Below are 18,235 nucleotides of genomic sequence, written 5' to 3' on the forward strand. Positions count from 1 at the left end.
TAAGATCCACAGAGTAATGAAAGCCGCGAGTGAGCTAGAAAAGCCGAACGCGATGTTGACCAGACCTGTCGCAATCAATCCTAATCCCATGAAATAACGAGGGTTAGAGCGATCTGAAATCGTACCGGAAATAAATTTCGAGCAGCCGTAAGTAATGTAGAAAAGCGTACCGATAAGACCCAAATCACCTTTATCTAAGCCAAGATCGGTAATCATCGCTGGTGCGGCGTAGTTAAAGGTCTTACGGGTAAAGTAGAAACCTGCGTAGCCGATGTACATCCCCAACATAATGTGCAAACGCCAATGGCGGTAACGCTGGTCGATTTGCTCGTTGCTCAGACTCGGCTGAGTAAATTTAGGTGAACGTAAAAATTCAAACATCTTGAGTTACACCTTAGGTAAAGTAATGCTGATTTGTGTGCCGATCACTTGATCGCTGGTGGAGTAGATAACCATTTTTCCACCCAATGCGTGCACACGCTCTTGCATGCCGCGAACGCCCATGCCTTTCATGCTGTCCTGAACTTTGAAGCCGACACCATCATCGTGAATCATCAGTGACACCGCAGCTTCTCCAATTGTCAGTTCAATATTGATCAACTGCGCTTCTGCGTACTTGGCTGCGTTATTTAATGACTCTTGGCATAAACGGAATAGGGTGACTTTGAGTGTGTCACTCAGGCTGGTGTAATCGCCTTGCCAGTTCAATTGAACAGTTGTTCCGTGATTGGCGAATTCCATCTCTCGCGTCAGTTGCTCGACGGATTCTTTTAAGTCCAAATCATCCAGCATTTTGGGTCTTAGTTTGCTCAACAGTCGCTTAGTGGTGTCGTACACGTTGAGAGAAAGCCCCTCAATGGTATCTGCGCAATGTGCGCTCATTTCTGCGTTATCGATGCGCTTGATGATGTTGGCTTGAGTACGGATAGCGGTAATGTTCTGGCCGATTTCGTCATGCAGTTCGCGGGCTATGTCGCGTCTTACCGATTCTTCCGCTTCGATAAGTTGACGAGACAGGTTTTGATTGCGGGATAGCTCGCCACGCAGTTTGTGGTTGAGATCTTTTTGCTTTTGAACCGCCAAACCCAGCATGATGCCGGTGATGGTTTGAGCTGAAAGAGACAACAACAAATCGGTGATTTCTAGATTCGATACGCCGCTACGAGCCGCAATCAGCGCGATGCTGTTGAGCATGGTGGCGAGCAGGGCTCCTTGCCAGCCGTAACGAAGTGCCAACACGATGATTGGGATAGCCATACAAAATGGCGCAAATCGTTTTAACTCTTCAGGCAAACTCGTTTGCACCAGAATGCTGCCGATAAGAAGTACGGCGTAAAACACAATGTGTCGAATGCTGAACACCACAGTGTTGTTCAAAAGATGCGACGTCAGAGGCGACCATCGGCTTTGAAATAGGTAGTTCCACAGCAGGTAGCACATAGGAACCAGCATCAGCCCACCAGAAATACTGGCTAACCACACCATGTAAACAGAAGGCACGTGAAAGCCGACCGCCATTACGTTGATGAAGGCGGTAATGATGATCACAATACCCATGACGGCTAAGTGGCGGTTTTGGTCACCGTAGTAGTATTTTTTCGCAATCAGTGTGACAGGGATGCTGGCAACGCTGGCGATCAGCACGGTGAGCCATTGAGGTTGCTCTAATAGGGTCGCAAGTGCAATCGTCAGCGCCCATTCTGATACGTAGATTGTTGGCCAGTACGCAGTGCGAGTGTGTAGCGCAATCCCCAATCGTAAGGCGAATGGGAAAAGCAGAATGGCGAGCTCTGGATCGTTGACAAAGTAGTAGGCGATCACCCACAAACAGAACCAAGCACAGGCCATAACAAACAGGCCACAAATCGTTGTGACAGAATAGGCTCGCATTAAAAGGACTCTTGAGAGAATAGTTTGGCGAGCTCAACGTTGTTTTTCACGCCGAGTTTGTCGATGGCATTCGCTCGATGAACGTGTACGGTCTTGTGGCTCAAGCCAAGCTCTGCCGCGACGGATTTTACATCCAGCCCTTTGGCTAAAAGCTGGCAAACTTCATTTTCGCGTCTTGTTAGTTGGCAAAGCGATGCAGCTTTGTCACTTGGTGTTGCCAGTTTGATGGCAATGTCGGAGGTAAGATAACAGCCGCCAGACGCACTGGTTCTCACGGCTTGAATAAGTTCGTCTGGGCTACAGCGTTTGCTTAGATAGCCTTTTGCACCAAGTTTTAGTGATTTTTCCACCATTGCAGGGGAGTCGTGCACGCTTAGCATGACACAGGCAATGCCAGTTGGAATTTCGCTCAGTAAGTTTAATCCGCTCTCATCGGGCATGGAAATATCTAGGATGACGACGTGTGGGTGTACCGCAGGCAAGCCTGTGCGTGCTTCGGCGACAGAACCAAATTCACCAACAACGGTAATATCACTTTCTAAATTTAATAATTGTGCGAAACCAGAACGCACGATGACGTGATCATCAACTAGAGCAACATGAATCATCATTACAACCAAATAGAGCAGACAACAAACAACAATAAGCCCCAAAACGGAGCTAATAGAAAAACCTTTAATGATACTGAATTGATCAACTCATTTTAATGATCTTGCGCGCTTTACCGAAGTAAAGCGCGCAGAGAAGTTAGGCTTGGTTTTGTGCAAGTTGAAGCTTCTTCGCGTGTCGAATCTTCTTCTCTTCCGCGATAGCAACGAAAGCAAGCAAAACAATACAAATCATGGCGGAGGTATCTAGGGCTGCGAAGGTACCTTTCCAGCCTGTTAGACCGAAGATTGGTGTACCGTCTGCAATCATACCGAGACCAAGTTTCGCGAAGCTGTCACCGATTAGGTAAGCGAATGTACCTTTCACACCGTCAGCCACACTGATTGCTTTTTTAGGAACAAAACCAACCGCTGCAACACCGATAAGAAGTTGCGGACCAAACACCAAGAAACCAAGTACGAATAGAGACGACAAGTACATGAATTCATTTGTTGCGTGTTGGTAGAATTCAAGCGATACGATGATCAAACCAAGAGATACACAAGCAACCAATGCGCGGCGACCGTTTGCTAAGTCAGATAAGTAACCCCACATCAAAGTACCAACAAGCGCACCAACTTCGAACAGAGTAAAGCCAGAGATTGCCGTTTCTTTTGACAGACCAAGTTCTTGGTACGCGTATACCGTTGACCATTGGTCGATACCGATACGCACGATGTACAGGAAGATGTTGGCAAAGCAAAGTAGCCAGATAACTTTGTTTTTAAGAACGTATTCAACAAAGATTTCTTTTTTGGTCATCTGGTTTTCTTCAGCGGCGGTGTCTTCTTCACTCACTGCTTCATCGAAAAGTTCTTCTACTTTACCTAGACCGTAAGCTTCTGGAGAGTCACTACCAAAGCGCATACCGATAAAGCCAACGATGATCGCGATGATAGAAGGGAACACGAACATGCCGATTACGTGGCCGTCGAATAGGTAGTTAGCGCCGAAAAGAGCAACACCCGCTGCGCCCGCACCACCAACGTTGTGTGACATGTTCCACAAGCCTAGGTAAGAGCCGCGTTTGTTACGAGGTGTCCATTTTGTAATGGTTGAGTAACTAGAAGGGCCACCAGTACTTTGGAAGAAACCACTCAGAGCGTAGAAAGCCACCATCAAGAACAGGCTTGCGCTACCGCCGCCCATGCTGAAGCTGAAACCAAGCATTGCAAGACCAGAAAGGATCAGCATAAAAGGGAGGAATTGCTTGGTGTTCTTACCGTCAGCGTAGTAAGACACAACGGTTTTACCGATGCCGTATGTGATGGAGAAGCCAAGGCCAATAAGACCTAGGTCTGTCATGCTCAAACCGTAAGTTGAGATCATGTCGTTTTGCGCGACATTGAAGTTCTTACGAATCAAGTACATGGTTAGGTAGCCGATGAATACGACCAAGTAAGATTGGATGAACGGTTTAAACCACATCTTTCTTCTAACTTCGACAGGAAGATCGAGGGTCGGCTTCCGCACCTGTTCGAGGAATTTTAACATGATGAACTCTCTTGTAATTGTTTTAGAAACACAACGGAGACCGTTATGTGCTCTTGTTACCTTTGACTGAGCGGAATTCTAGAGAGTGGTTTTGTGAGGCACATGAGATGGTTGCCTAGATCGGCTAGGAAAAATTCCTAGAAATGCCTAGGAAGGCGGAAAAGCGTGAAAAGAGTCACACAAAATCCATACTAATTTATGGGTTTTTTGACAGGGTTCTTATCGATTGGAAAGCGTTCAAATGCAAACGGATTAATATGCATAAGCTTAGTGCTGACAAGGGGTGAGCACGTTTGGTTGGAGAGAATAGTGGCTTGTCGCTAAGTATCAATTGGGAACGAGAAGCAAACAACAGAGGCCCAGAGGTCTCTGTTAGAAATATTTGGAATTCGGCTAAGTTGACGTGTTAAGGCGCAGGGCTGTATAGACGCGGCGAGCCGTGTTTTGGTAAGTGAATTAGGTTCAAATGGTTTCTTCTTGCCCATTCGACGGTTAACGCTGTAGGCGCAGATAAGCAAACCAGAGTGGGGATACGCGCGCGAACGGCTTTGTGGATCAACTCCAAGCTGCAACGGCTTGTCATGATAGCGAAGCCACTTTGCGGCTCGATGTGATTGTTGGCCAATGCACCAATCAACTTATCTAGCGCGTTGTGACGGCCGATGTCCTCTCGGCACAACTTGATGTTGCCTTGTAAATCTGCAAATAAAGCGGCGTGTAACGCGCCAGATTCACGTGCGGCTTCTTGATGCAGTGCGACTTTGTCTCGCAGCCCTTCAAATACATCGGAGCGCGGAGGAAGAGACGGTGTCAGCGGCGCCAAATCAGGCAAAGCTTGTTCCAGAGCCTCGACGCCACAAATCCCGCATCCGGTTGTGCCAGCAAGATTTCGGCGCTGTGTTTTTAACGCCCAGAAAGCGCGGTTGCTGATTTCCACTTCCGCATAGTGAGATTCGTGATCGCCACCAATTTCAATGTCTTTGATCTCTTTGAAGTCGTGGACAATGCCTGTGCTTAGGCTAAATCCTTTCACGAAGTCTTCCAGATGGCCTGGCGTCACCATCATGACCGCTTGGCTAATGCCGTTGTAGCTGATAGCTAAGGCGGATTCACTCGCCAGCGACATTTGTTGTACTGGGCGGCCATCAATCAATTCTCGGTAATTGAACGCACTTGGTTGAGGTGGTGCTTGATTGAAATCGGACAGTTCAAAATAAGATTGAGTAGTACATCTCATGAAATCACCTCATAAGCCGTTATGTATGCCAAAAATTGACGTGTGGATTCTTGTTATCGATTGAATATGTTTTTTGCTTCTGCGAAGCACTGATCGGTTAGCGCGGAGAAGGGTTCTTGTTTTCGCTTTAACAAACCTAGCGGGGCGTGAACGGCGGCTTCTTCGATAGGGATAATGCGAAGCGTATCGTTCAACTCTTCCAATCCACAATTCAGCGGCATAATGGCGCAACAAAGGCCACTGGTTACTGCTTGGATCAAGTGAAAGGTGGAGTTACTTTCAATGACGGTTTGCGGAACCAGCCCTTTACTCACAAAGCTAAGATCAATGGAGTGGCGATAGTGCATACCCTTTGAAAGCAGCCCTAGCGGAATGTTATTGAGTGACTCCCACAACACTTCAGATTCGGCAAAATCAAAATGACGCTCATCGAATAAAACGCCAAGTTTGGTCGAATCTAGCTCGATAACATCGAAGTAAGCGGTGTTAACTTGATCGACATAACACATCCCCAAATCAAGTTGATTGCGATTGAGTTGGTCTATGATCTGTTCGGTCGTCATGGAGAGTATTTGAAAGCGTAACTCAGGGAACTGTTGAGCTAATGGTTTGAGCAATTGCATAGGGTTTTGGCTGGCGAGTGGCACCATTCCAAGCCGAAGAGAGCCTANTTGGCGGCTTCGGCTTGCAATCCATCATGAGCTGCTAAGACGGTTTTTGCCCAAGCTAAAATGCGTTCTCCGGCTTCAGTAAATCCTTCAAATCTTTGACTTCTTTGGATTAATTCGAGATCGAGTTCTTCCTCTAAGCTTCGGATTCTCATGGACAAAGTAGGCTGCGTAATGTGGCACAATGCGGCGGCTTGACCAAAGTGTTTGGTCTGTTCAAGTGCGATGAGATATTTAAGTTGTTTGATATCCATAATGGCTTGTTAACCTTGCGTTGTGAGTCACATGTACGGGGGAACTCCCTAAAAAGGGCACAGCACTACCGTACTTTTTAAGCGCTGGAGCGTTTTAACTGGGGAATGAAAAACCAAAACCAAGTCAAGAATAAAACCACACTCAAAATTGATCTGAATCAAGGCTATTCCTGATATTAATTAGGGTCAAATTTAAAGTATCTATAGTGTGATAGATATTATCTATTATCAAGAGGGCCGATTTTATTGAGTTCGTTAAGCGAACTAGGTGGAATCGAATGGGAAAACGATTAACCTCATAAATTGTATTGATTAAAAATGTGATGACCGTCAGTGGAAAAATTCGTCATAGATTTTGTTTATCACTCGGTCAGGATTATCAATTGGACGCATATTGAATATCGACTTAATCTTTGATTTAGATCAAGACGCAACAATGCAAATTGAATCTAACAGTCTTAGAAACAGTAGGCGGGTATCCGATATCAAGAATCTAGATAAGTAAACACTCGGACAAGCGAGAGCATGTTGAGTGGTTACTTATTTGGATTAAAAAATACATGGATTAGAAACTAAGCCCTTCAATACTTCCGCATTATCTCAATAAATAACGCGCTTGTTTTCACGGGCACCCTGCTTGCTGGTATATCTGCGAGGAGTAAAGTCGTGAGCCAAAAAGAACAAATAAAAGCATACAAAGGTCCAGCTGGTGGTTGGGGTGCACTGAAAGCCGTAACCAGAAGTTGGTGGGGCAGTGAAAATGCAGTTAAAAACATTCGCACTATGCTCAAAACCAACCAAAATGGCGGTTTCGACTGTCCGGGATGTGCATGGGGCGAGTCGCCAGATAGTGGTAAAGTCAATTTCTGTGAGAATGGCGCGAAAGCGGTAAACTGGGAGGCGACCAATCGTCTGGTTGATCCTGAGTTTTTTGCCAATCACAGCGTTTCTTCTCTCTCAACGCAAACCGATTACTGGTTGGAATACCAAGGCCGTATCAAGCACCCAATGCGATACGATGTTGAATCCGATCACTATGTGCCAGTCTCTTGGGATGAGGCTTTTTCTCTTGTGGCTAAACATCTCAACCAATTGGATTCACCACACCAAGCGGAGTTTTATACCTCTGGCCGTGCAAGCAACGAAGCGGCGTTTTTGTATCAGCTATTTGTGCGCGCATTCGGTACCAACAACTTCCCAGATTGTTCCAACATGTGTCACGAAGCCAGTGCAATAGGGATGAAAGACACCATTGGCGTTGGTAAAGGCACAGTGATCTTTGATGATTTTGAAGAAGCCGACGCGATTTTTGTGATTGGTCAAAACCCGGGCACGAATCACCCACGAATGCTTGAACCTCTGCGCGAAGCGGTAAAACGTGGTGCTCAGGTTATCTGTCTAAACCCGCTGAAAGAGCGCGGATTAGAGCGTTTCCAAAACCCACAAATGCCGATAGAGATGTTGAGTAACGGCTCAGAACCTACAAACACGGCGTACCTGCGTCCTGCTTTGGGCGGAGACATGGCAGTGTTTCGTGGCATCGCGAAATTCTTGTTGCAATGGGAACGCGAGGCATTGCAAAACGGTGGCAAAGCGGTATTTGACCGTGAATTCATCAAACAACACACGATAGGTATTGATGAGTATTTGGCTGAAGTGGACGCAACCTCTTGGGAACAGATCGCGGAACAATCGGGTCTTGATTTAAGTGAAATCGAGATGGTGGCGAGCATGTATCGACGTGCAGAACGTGTGATCATGTGTTGGGCGATGGGGTTGACTCAGCATCGTCACTCTGTGCCAACCATTAAAGAAGTCGCAAACGTGCAAATGTTACGAGGTAACGTCGGTAAGCCGGGCGCGGGTCTTTCACCAGTGCGTGGTCACAGTAACGTACAGGGCGACCGTACGATGGGCATTGATGAAAAACCGTCGGATCTATTGTTAGATCGCATCGAAAGTCGATTTAACTTTGCCGTCCCGCGTGGTGAAGGCCACAACACTGTGCAAGCCATTAAAGCAATGGAAGAAGGGCAAGCGAAAGTATTTATCGGTTTGGGCGGTAACTTTGCACAAGCAACGCCAGACACAGAACGTACGCACAACGCGATGCGAAACTGTAATTTAACCGTACACATTTCGACGAAGTTAAATCGTTCTCACCTTGTCACAGGTAAAGATGCGCTTATTCTTCCATGCTTAGGCCGTACTGAAATTGATCAGCAAGCGACGGGCCCACAAGGTGTGACGGTTGAAGATACTTTCAGCATGGTGCATATCTCATTTGGTCAGCTAAAACCGCGTTCGGAGCATTTGCGTTCAGAACCAGCGATTATTGCCGGTATTGCCAATGCTACACTCGGGGCAAAACCAATTGATTGGTTGTGGGCGATTGAAGATTACGACCGTATTCGCGATTTGATTGCCGACACGATTCCGGGCTTTACCGACTTTAACCATAAGCTTAAGCACCCGGGTGGATTCCACTTGGTAAACCCAGCTGCCGAGCGTCGATGGAATACACCAAGCGGCAAAGCACAGTTCAGCTCTAGCGAGTTGCCGAAGCAGTTGATCAGCGAAGCGATACTCGAAAAAGGCCAAAAGCCAGATTTGATTTTGCAAACCATGCGCTCACATGACCAATACAATACGACACTTTACGGCTTGAATGACCGTTATCGTGGAGTATTTGGTATGCGCGAAGTGCTGTTTATCAATGAAGCGGATATTCGTAAACTCGGTTTTGAACCGGGCGACAAAGTGGACATGGTGTCATTATGGGAAGATGGCGTAGAGCGTCGCGTAAGCGGATTTACGCTTGTTGCCTATGATGTGCCAGCAGGTCAGGCGGCGGCTTACTATCCAGAAACGAACCCATTGGTTCCTTTGGACAGTTATGGGGATAGAACGTTTACGCCAACCTCCAAGTTTATTGCGATCAAATTGGAAAAATCGACATCCGATAAGATCGCTTTGGTGGGAACGGAATAGTTACCAAACCAGCGCTACAATATTCGGGATAAGAAAAAAAGGTTTATTTCTCAAATCAAACCGATTTAATGTTTGCGAAGATTACATTACGCTTTTGCAAACTTGTAAGTACGGTAACCACCAATCAAGTTACGAGCTTTGTAACCATTGTTGACAAGTTGACGGTATGCCACGTTACCGCGCAAGCCTACTTGACAGTAAATCACAATCTCTTTGTCTTTTGGTAGCTCACTCATACGATGGCGCAGCTGATCAACCGGAATGTTGATTGCCCCTTCAAGATAACCAACCGACTCCAATTCACCCGGGTTACGGACGTCGAGGAGAACTTGATCTTCAGTCAGGTTGTCGATTTCATCGTAATGAATCGCCGTTGCGTCACCTTTGATGATGTTATTTGCCACAAATGCCGCTTGGTTGATCACATCTTTTGCACTGCCGTAAGGTGGCGCGTAAGTCAGTTCAAGATGCTGCAGTTGTTCAACCGTCATGCCAGCACGTTGTGCAACAGCCATAACGTCGATGCGTTTATCGATGCCATCTTTACCAACTGCTTGAGCACCTAAAATCTTGCCTGATTTTGGTTCGAACAACATTTTGAACGACACCACTTCAGCGCCAGGGTAGTAACTCGCGTGGCTTGCTGGATGCACGTACACTTTGTCGTATGCGATACCAGCGCGTTTTAGTTGCTTCTCGTTTTTACCGGTAGAAGCCACTGCAAGGTCAAAGATCTTACAAATCGCTGTCCCTTGTGTGCCTTGGTAAGTTTCTTTGCGGCCGAGCATATTGTCCGCTGCCATACGGCCTTGACGGTTTGCCGGGCCTGCAAGTGGCACTAGAGTTTGCTCGCCTGTCACGAAGTCTTTCTCTTCTATCGCATCGCCGACAGCGTAGATCGAAGGATCGCTGGTTTGCATGTATTCGTTCGTGTAAATACCGCCTAGCGCGCCAATTTGAAGGCCAGCTTCTTGCGCCAGTTTTGTCTCAGGACGCACACCGATTGCCATGATCAGAATATCGGTAGTGAGTTTTTCACCGTTGTTCAGTGTTAACTCCAATTCACCTTCTAGGTGTTGGTGTTTCTCACTCTCACCAGAGTCGAAACTTGCAACGTGCTCGTTAGGTACGAATTTCACAGATTCAAGCGCGACGCCAAGTTTGAGGTCGACACCTTTGTCACGAATTTCTGCATGAGCAAAACCTGCCATTTCACGGTCTACTGGCGTCATGACTTGGTCTGCCATTTCGATCAGAGAGGTTTTAATGCCAAGTTGGTGGAAGGCTTCCATCATTTCTAAACCGATGAAACCGCCGCCAACAACTGTCGCATGCTCTGGCTTGTTCATTTGGATCGTTTCGATGATGCGATCCATATCTGGAATGTTACGTAGCGAGTGGGTGAGCGGGTTATCGAGGCCTGGGATTGGCGGAACAATAGGGCCAGCACCTGGGCTAAGCAGTAGGAAGTCGTATGGTTCTACGTATTCAGACTCATCCAACAGGTTTTTGATCGTAACGGTTTTGTCCTGTCGGTTAATAGAAACTACTTCATTCATCACGCGAACATCAACGTTAAAACGTGCTAAAAAGCTTTCTGGCGTTTGCAGTAGTAACTTACTGCGTTCTTGGATATCGCCGCCGATGTGATAAGGCAAGCCACAGTTGGCAAATGAAACAAACGGGCCACGTTCAAACATGATGATTTCGGCATCTTCGCTCAGACGACGAGCACGCGCCGCCGCAGATGCACCACCTGCAACACCACCGACGATTAAGATCTTAGTCATTTTTAACTCCAAGTTTTAGGGCGAGCTGACCTTTCACGAATAGCCTGTGTGAAAGGTCACTGCGCTCTAGATTATCTAAAACCAAATTTCTTTAAAAAATAAGCAGCAGGGCAGATTCCCGTGTAAGCACTTTGAATAAGATTAACGCCGATAAACACGGTGAACCAAATGAAGTTACTGTGAACGAACACGGTTAGTATGACCGAGACCAATACCATCGTGCCTGCAAAAACTCGTACTGCATTTTCTAACGTCATAACTCTTCTCCTTCGTACTCTCAAACTGAGAACGCCATCCTTTGATGTTCATCACTATAATTAACTAAATTAGAAATGTCTAATGTTAATTTATCTAAATTCACAATTACTAATTTAGTGTTGACTAAAGATATTGTTTTAGTAATATCTAATTTAGTTTTTAATGTAGAGGTGAGTCATGAGCTATACAGATATGGATGTAGCAGCAATGAAAGGCAATGCCAATGAAGCTGCTGATCTCCTAAAAGTAATGGCACATCCGGAAAGGCTAATGGTGTTGTGCCAACTGACCCAAGGTGAAGTTGGTGTTGGGGAACTGCAAAAGAACTCGTTCCTTAGCCAATCCGCCTTTTCACAGCACTTAACGGTGCTTCGCAAGCACAAATTGATCACGGCTCGTAAGGCATCACAGCAAGTGTTTTATTCGTTGTCAGAACCGAGAGTTGAGTCATTAATTAAAGCGCTTCATGGCGTTTTCTGTAACTAATTCGTAGCTAAGATTTTAGAGGTAAATAATGTTAAACGTTATTCCATGGGAATCGTTGTTTGGTGGCATTTTGTTAGGGATTTCCGCCACTATATTGTTGTTGGTTAACGGTAAAATTGCCGGAATCAGTGGAATTATGAATGGCATTATGTCACCGAAAAAAGGTGATTATTCGTGGCGATTGCTTTTTGCGGTTGGAATGATAGCTGGTGGCTTGATTAGCGTTCTGATGTTGGGCGTTGCGGCTCCTAGTACCGCGAACCTTTCTTTAGGGATGGTGATTGCCGCTGGTTTATTGGTCGGAATCGGGACCAGACTGGGTAACGGATGTACTAGCGGACACGGCATTTGTGGCATGGGCCGTTTGTCTAAGCGCTCTATTTTGGCGACCTGTGTATTTATGTACGTCGCTGGCCTAACGGTATTCGTTCGACTTCACCTAGTTTAAGAGAGATTCCATGAACAAGACTATTTTTCGTTTTTCTGCTCTTTTGAGCGGTGTGTTATTCGGTATGGGCATGGCGGTGTCCGGCATGATCGACCCAGCTAAAGTCATTGGATTTTTAGATATTTCTGGCAGTTGGGATCCAAGTTTGGCTTTTGTGATGGGCGGCGCACTCGCGGTATTCATGCCAAGCTATTTTTTAATCATCAAGCCGAGAAAACAATCAGTTAGCGGTGAAGCGTTTTGCACACCAACCAATAAGAACATCGACGGACGTTTGTTATCTGGTGCGGCGATCTTTGGTTTAGGTTGGGGTTTGGCAGGTATTTGTCCTGGCCCTGCGGTTGCGAGTCTGGCATTAGGCAACGTTAGCATTGTAGTGTTCTTCCTTGCGATGTTAGTTGGATCTCTGTTCGCGAAAGCGATCATTACTAACCGTAACGCGAAGAAGATGAAAACCGCGAATGCGTAAACGATCAATCTGATATGGAGGGGAAAGGATGCCCGACAAACTAAAGCGAAGTTTTGTTCAATCTGTGATGAACAGCTTTTTCCCTCCGATCATGATCTTACTCGCGCTTGTGGTCGGTGCCGCAGCCTTGTGGTTGACCCCGAAAGAGGAAGACCCGCAAATTGTTGTGCCGATGGCAGATGTATTGGTTTCGGCTCCCGGACTCAGCGCTTCTCAAGTTGAGAATCAAATCACTGAACCATTAGAAAAGCTTGTTAGCCAAATTGACGGTGTGGAATACGTTTATTCTTCGTCAATGGAAGGTGCTGCGCAAGTCATCGTTCGTTTCTATGTCGGCGAAAACCGCGAAGATGCTCTGGTTAAGCTTTACAACAAACTCTATTCCAATCAAGACAAAGTTCCTCCTTCTGTCACTAACTGGCTTGTAAAGCCTGTTGAAATCGATGATGTACCCATTGTTGTTGCCGCAATTTATTCCACCGAACCAGACATTCTCGATCGCCATCAGTTGAGACGTATTGCAGACCAAGCCACGTTAGGCATTAAATCATTGGATGCCACCAACAAGGTGGAAGTGATTGGCGGTGAGCCGAGAAAAATCCAGATAGAGCTTGATTCCGTTGCGATGGCAAACTTCAAAGTAACCATCGATGACCTAGAACAGGCCATTCAGCTCAGTAATAGCAAAACCCAAGGCAAGAACGTTCGCGTAAACGGGCAAAATTTCACATTGGAGTCGGGACGGTTTCTGACTAACGCCGAAGAGGTTGGCGATCTTGTTATCGCGGTGCTCAATGGCAAACCTGTTTATTTGAAAGATGTCGCGCGTATTTACGACGGTGAAGGTGAGGCAACATCCGATACTTGGTATCGCGATAAAAACCACGATGAAGCATACCCAGCGGTGTTCATTTCTGTCGCTAAACAAAAAGGCTCGAACGCGGTTAACGTCGCTCAGTCTGTTCGGGATAAACTGGCGGCGCTTCAATCCGAGCAATTTCCTCCACAAGTGCAAGTTGCAGTCATTCGTGACTATGGCGAAACGGCGAATGCGAAAGTAAACAACTTGGTATCAAGCCTTGGCATCTCTATTCTAACGGTCGTGGTGTTTGTCGGTTTGTTCTTGAACTGGCGAAGCGCATTGGTGGTTGGTATCGCGATTCCGATTAGCTATGGTGCTGCGCTCGGGATGGACTTGGCATTTGGCTATTCCATCAATCGAGTCACACTCTTTGCGTTGATTTTGGCGCTAGGTTTGATCGTGGACGATCCGATCGCCAGCATCGACAACATTGAACGCTACCTCAAACGAAAAAATCTAACACGAACCAATGCGATTGTTCTCGCCATGGCAGAAATTCGTAGCGCCTTGTTAATGTCGACGGTCGCGATTGTTATCGTGTTTACGCCGATGTTTTTTATCACTGGGATGATGGGGCCTTACATGGCGCCACTGGCGTTCAACGTTCCGATCAGCGTTATCTTTAGTACCGTTGTCGCGTTTATGATCACGCCTTGGCTTGCCAAGAAGCTACTCAAAGGTGCTGAGGAAAACGGCCACTATGACATCCAATCTTCGCCGATGTATCGTTTGTATCGTGGTGTGTTGATTCCGCTACTTGAAAGCCGCAAGAAAGCATGGCTTTTCCTTGGTTTGGTTGCCTTGTTGTTCGTCTTGGCAGCATTGTTGCCAGCACTTCGCTTAGTTCCACTCAAGTTGCTGCCTTATGACAATAAAAATGAGTTCCAATTGGTATTAAACATGCCAGAGTCTTCAAGCTTTGTGGATACCTCCAACGCGCTGTCGAACTTTACGGACTATTTAATGACGGTGCCGGAAGTGACAAGTGTGTCGGGCTTTGCAGGTACCGCTTCCCCAATGGATTTCAACGGCATGGTGCGCCACTACTTTATGCGTAGCGAACCATACCAAGGCGAGCTTCGAGTCGTTCTTGCAGAGAAGAATCGCCGCGCAATGCAATCACACGAACTGGTGACACGACTCAGGGCGGATTTAGAGCAGATTGCAGATAAGTTTGACGCTGACGTGCAGCTAGTCGAAGTGCCACCAGGCCCGCCTGTTATCGCCACCATTACGGCAGAAGTTTACGGTGATGAAGCGACATCTTATGAAGATCTGATGATTCAAGCAGAGAAAGTCGCGGATAGGCTTCGCAAAGAACAGTTGGTTTCTGAGGTGGATACCAGCATCCAAGGTGATTTAGAAACGTGGCAATTCATCGTTGATCAAGAAAAAGCGGCGCTGTCTGGTGTTTCTGTTGCTGATATCAATAATACGCTTATTACCGCCGCGAACGCCAAAGTGCTCGGTTATATCGCCGATCCAAGAGAAGTGGATCCATTACCTATCGAAGTGCAGCTCCGACGCGAAGACAGAGATAACCTGAATCAACTAGAGCAGCTTTATGTGCGAGGCCGTCCGGGCATTGCAAAAGTAGAATCTAATGGGGCGGTTGTGGATGCTCCTCAGCCTATCGTGCAGTTGTCTGAAGTCGGTCATTTTGTGAAACGCGCAGCGGACAAACCGATTTTCCATAAAAACCTCAAGCCTGTTGTGTATGTCTACGCCGAGGTAGTTGGGCGTGTTCCGGGTGAAGTGATTGCCGATGTGATGGCTGACCAAGATACAACTCACGCGGAAGATGTGCATCGTCACTGGCAAGATCGCACGTACTTGAGCAATGGCGCTGGTCTCACTTGGAGCGTGCCAGACAACATCGAAGTGGTCTGGAGTGGTGAGGGGGAATGGAAAATCACAGTGGACGTATTCCGCGATTTAGGCATTGCTTATGGCGCTGCGCTGCTTGGCGTATTTGTGGTGATGTTGATTCAAACTGGTTTACCTGCGGTATCGGGCATCATCATGCTGGCGATACCTCTGACCGTGATTGGGATTATGCCGGGGTTCTGGATTTTGAATGTGGTAAGCAGTGACATCGGTAATTACCCCAACCCAGCTCTGTTCACGGCGACCGCGATGATCGGCATGATTGCGCTAGCTGGGATTGTGGTGCGTAACTCACTCGTTTTGATTGAATTTGTTCAGCAATCGCTGGCTGAAGGTCGTAGCTTACATGATGCGTTGATTGAATCTGGCGTTGTTCGTATGCGGCCAATCTTGCTGACTGCGGGTACAACGTTACTGGGTAACGTCGTGATTACGTTAGACCCAATTTTTAACGGTTTGGCTTGGGCAATCATATTCGGTATTACCGCCTCGACCATCTTTACGCTGCTTGTGGTTCCGGTGGTTTACAACCTTGCATACCAAAACACCAAAGGACATGGATTACCTCAGATGGAGGAAGAGCAATGAAATTAGATACCAAATGGTTAGGCGTGATTCTGTTTGCCATACTCGCGCTTCTTTTTCTCTATATGGCTGGATTTTTTACAGAAAAGTTGCCGACCGAACATGACGCGAAAACCAACCAGATTGATGTAAATAATGCAGAGATACATCAACTGATGTTAACCAGCGAACCGGTTGTTCGAGAGTTTCCGGGCGTCGTCGTTGCAGAGCAGCACGCCGATATCGCGGCACGGTTAACGGCATCGGTGATGGAGGTATTGGTGAAGGTTGGCGATAGGGTGAAGCAAGGAGACGTGTTGGCGCGGCTAGAAAGCGATGATCTCGACGCCCGAGTTCGTCAAAGTGAGCAGGCTTTATCCTCTGCACAAGCGCAGCTCAATGCAGCGAGAAAGGAGTTTTCTCGTGTCAGAGCGCTTTTAAACAAAAAACTGATCCCTCAATCGCAATTTGACCAAGCGGAAAGTGCGTTGCAAACCGCACAAGCCAACTTTAATAAAGCGCAGGCGGCGGTCTCCGAGGCGGAAACGACCTTTGGCTACAGCATTATTACTGCGCCGTTTGATGGCTTGATCACGCAAAAGCCCATCAACAAAGGTGATACCGCGACGCCGGGGGCTTTGCTTTTATCAATGTACAATCCAAACTCGTTGGAAATAGAGGTGAACTTTGCTGAGTCTGTCATGCCTTATGTGACTTATGATAAAGAAGTGGACGTTGTTTTTCCGTCTTACAACCTCAACGCGCAAGCGGCAGTAAAAGAAGTGACGCCGTCGGCAGATGCCAACTCGCGCAGTTATACCGTAAAGCTTCAATTTGAGCCGCCAACGGCTATCTATCCAGGTACATACGCCAAAGTCGCGTTGACCTTGACCGACGATGTTGTACTTCGCGTGCCAAAAGAGGCGGTTTACCAAGTTGGCCAATTGGACTACGTAAAAGTGGTCCAAGACAGCGGTGAGGTAGAAACTCGGCTTATTCAGCTTGGAGAGTTGGGGAGAGTGCGAACGGGGTTGAAGCAGGGTGACGTAGTGCTGCTGAATCCAAGAGCGCTTTGATAGAACGGTTTCTCTTGTTAACTAGTTAAACGTCTATCTAGCAAACAACATAAAATAGCCCAGCATCATGCTGGGCTATTTTGTTCGTTCAGTTAAGCGTTACCGTTGCGTTTACAGGGCAATGGTCACTCAGTTTGTAATCCAAAACATCTTGTGAGCTAAACAGCGTTTGATGCGCGTTTTTCGCTTTTATTTGCGGGCTAACAATAATGTGATCAATCAAAGAGCGGAATTGGTGTGTTTTGCTTGGGTTCTTATTTGAGCGAACCTTGCAATCGGCTTGGGTATCTCGCGTTACCAATTGTGCATCGTTACCGAGCGTCATGATCGCCCACAACCAATCACGTTGATACGACAAGTTGTGATTGAAGTCGCCCATTACGGCATACTGCTCTTTTTTCTTTTCTCTCTCGCTCATCCATTTCGCAAGTGCTTCTCCTTGTTGACTCAGTGTCTGGCAATCACGACTGTTTTTATACGCTCCGCTGCATCCTGCTTTTAAATGCACAGAGAGTAGGTGAAGCTCGTCCTTTTGGTTTGGGTTAACGACGATGTAACTGGCAAAGCGCAACTTGCTATTACCACGCGTGATTGAGAAGTCTGCTGGGTCAGACACTTCAATGTCTTTACGCACAGCAAAACCAGTGTACTGATTGGTATCAGAAAACTGAAGGTGCTTATTGTTTGATTGAGCTCGATCAGAGATATAAATCGCGTAGCCATCGCCTACAGCTTTTTGAACCGCGGCTTTGGAGTCGACCTCCTGAAAGGCGATGATGTCGGCTTGAGTTTTATCCACATATTGGTTGAGTTTGACGAAATCGTCACTGGTTCTCGAAACCTTACCTCCATTTATAGACAGCCATTCTATATTCCAACTGGTTAAGTTGATGGAGTTTTGAGCAAGTGACGTTGAACTAAAAATTAATAAGGCAGTAACAAATAGTGATCGCATATTGGCTTGTTTCACTCCTGGTTTTTAGCGTATTCCTTTCCAACCTTTATTCTATAAGACATCCCAAAAAAGCAAGTAGATTTAGTTCCAATTTTGCAATTTTCACGGTTTTCTTCGCAACTGAGATCAGTACCAATAAGATCGATTTGTTCTTGTCCGCTAGCCGATCTTTATTGATCAAAATCAATGTTTTCAAGTGGTGCTTTTCGTTAAATACGCCACAATATATTGTGTTAGCAGAATAAAAAATAACCCCAT

General features: G+C 46.6%; 14 protein-coding genes and 1 pseudogene. 6 read left to right on the forward strand and 9 right to left on the reverse strand.

Translation table 11 applies throughout. The annotated features are described in order from the left end of the window. The 6 genes and pseudogenes from OU793_RS09220 to OU793_RS09245 form a co-directional block, all read right to left on the reverse strand. Window positions 1-381: MFS transporter (locus OU793_RS09220; RefSeq protein WP_274647758.1), on the reverse strand; the 381-nt coding region annotated here is incomplete at its 3' end. Window positions 382-387: 6 nt separating this feature from the next. Continuing rightward, complete coding sequence (uhpB, locus tag OU793_RS09225; RefSeq protein WP_005486302.1) at window positions 388-1,890, reverse strand: signal transduction histidine-protein kinase/phosphatase UhpB; 1,503 nt, start codon at window positions 1,888-1,890, stop codon at window positions 388-390. Next, window positions 1,890-2,498 carry a transcriptional regulator UhpA gene (uhpA, locus tag OU793_RS09230; protein ID WP_005394558.1) on the reverse strand — a complete coding sequence of 203 codons (609 nt, stop codon included), beginning with the start codon at window positions 2,496-2,498 and terminating at the stop codon, window positions 1,890-1,892. Before uhpA ends, uhpB begins: the two co-directional genes overlap by 1 nt. Window positions 2,499-2,637: 139 nt before the next feature. Next, entirely contained in the window at window positions 2,638-4,032 is a 1,395-nt protein-coding gene (uhpT, locus tag OU793_RS09235) for a hexose-6-phosphate:phosphate antiporter (RefSeq protein WP_005479317.1), read from the reverse strand. A 406-nt stretch (window positions 4,033-4,438) separates the two neighbouring features. Further along, entirely contained in the window at window positions 4,439-5,269 is an 831-nt protein-coding gene (fdhD, locus tag OU793_RS09240; RefSeq protein WP_017447522.1) for a formate dehydrogenase accessory sulfurtransferase FdhD, read from the reverse strand. A 53-nt stretch (window positions 5,270-5,322) separates the two neighbouring features. Then, window positions 5,323-6,191, reverse strand: a pseudogene (locus tag OU793_RS09245) (LysR family transcriptional regulator). Window positions 6,192-6,857: 666 nt separating this feature from the next. Here OU793_RS09245 and OU793_RS09250 point away from each other — a divergent pair. Then, a complete protein-coding gene (locus OU793_RS09250) occupies window positions 6,858-9,182 on the forward strand; it encodes an FdhF/YdeP family oxidoreductase (protein WP_140103596.1) in 2,325 nt (774 codons plus the stop codon). An 86-nt stretch (window positions 9,183-9,268) separates the two neighbouring features. Here OU793_RS09250 and OU793_RS09255 read toward each other — a convergent pair whose 3' ends face one another. Both OU793_RS09255 and OU793_RS09260 read right to left on the reverse strand, forming a co-directional pair. Next, a complete protein-coding gene (locus OU793_RS09255; RefSeq protein ID WP_140103597.1) occupies window positions 9,269-10,972 on the reverse strand; it encodes an FAD-dependent oxidoreductase in 1,704 nt (567 codons plus the stop codon). Window positions 10,973-11,043: 71 nt separating this feature from the next. Next, a complete protein-coding gene (locus tag OU793_RS09260; protein WP_005460908.1) occupies window positions 11,044-11,229 on the reverse strand; it encodes a DUF2892 domain-containing protein in 186 nt (61 codons plus the stop codon). A gap of 178 nt (window positions 11,230-11,407) precedes the next feature. Between OU793_RS09260 and OU793_RS09265 the strand changes: the two genes are divergently transcribed. From OU793_RS09265 to OU793_RS09285, 5 genes are read left to right on the forward strand one after another with little or no spacing between them, the layout of a single operon-like run. Beyond that, window positions 11,408-11,716 (forward strand): metalloregulator ArsR/SmtB family transcription factor, encoded by a 309-nt coding sequence (locus OU793_RS09265; protein ID WP_005460911.1) that lies wholly within the window; start codon window positions 11,408-11,410, stop codon window positions 11,714-11,716. Window positions 11,717-11,744: 28 nt separating this feature from the next. Then, entirely contained in the window at window positions 11,745-12,164 is a 420-nt protein-coding gene (locus OU793_RS09270) for a YeeE/YedE family protein (protein ID WP_159404338.1), read from the forward strand. A 10-nt stretch (window positions 12,165-12,174) separates the two neighbouring features. After that, window positions 12,175-12,633 (forward strand): YeeE/YedE family protein, encoded by a 459-nt coding sequence (locus OU793_RS09275; RefSeq protein ID WP_005460965.1) that lies wholly within the window; start codon window positions 12,175-12,177, stop codon window positions 12,631-12,633. A 28-nt stretch (window positions 12,634-12,661) separates the two neighbouring features. Beyond that, window positions 12,662-15,970 (forward strand): efflux RND transporter permease subunit, encoded by a 3,309-nt coding sequence (locus OU793_RS09280; RefSeq protein ID WP_140103598.1) that lies wholly within the window; start codon window positions 12,662-12,664, stop codon window positions 15,968-15,970. After that, entirely contained in the window at window positions 15,967-17,022 is a 1,056-nt protein-coding gene (locus OU793_RS09285) for an efflux RND transporter periplasmic adaptor subunit (protein WP_029833843.1), read from the forward strand. Before OU793_RS09280 ends, OU793_RS09285 begins: the two co-directional genes overlap by 4 nt. A gap of 88 nt (window positions 17,023-17,110) precedes the next feature. On the opposite strand, the gene OU793_RS09290 is transcribed toward OU793_RS09285, so the two are convergent. Then, window positions 17,111-17,977: an endonuclease/exonuclease/phosphatase family protein gene (locus OU793_RS09290; protein WP_025627263.1), complete on the reverse strand. Its 867-nt coding sequence runs from the start codon at window positions 17,975-17,977 to the stop codon at window positions 17,111-17,113. Window positions 17,978-18,235: the final 258 nt, after the last annotated feature.

Origin of the sequence: Vibrio sp. VP6 (genome assembly GCF_028823755.1) — a bacterium.
Lineage (GTDB): Bacteria > Pseudomonadota > Gammaproteobacteria > Enterobacterales > Vibrionaceae > Vibrio > Vibrio parahaemolyticus.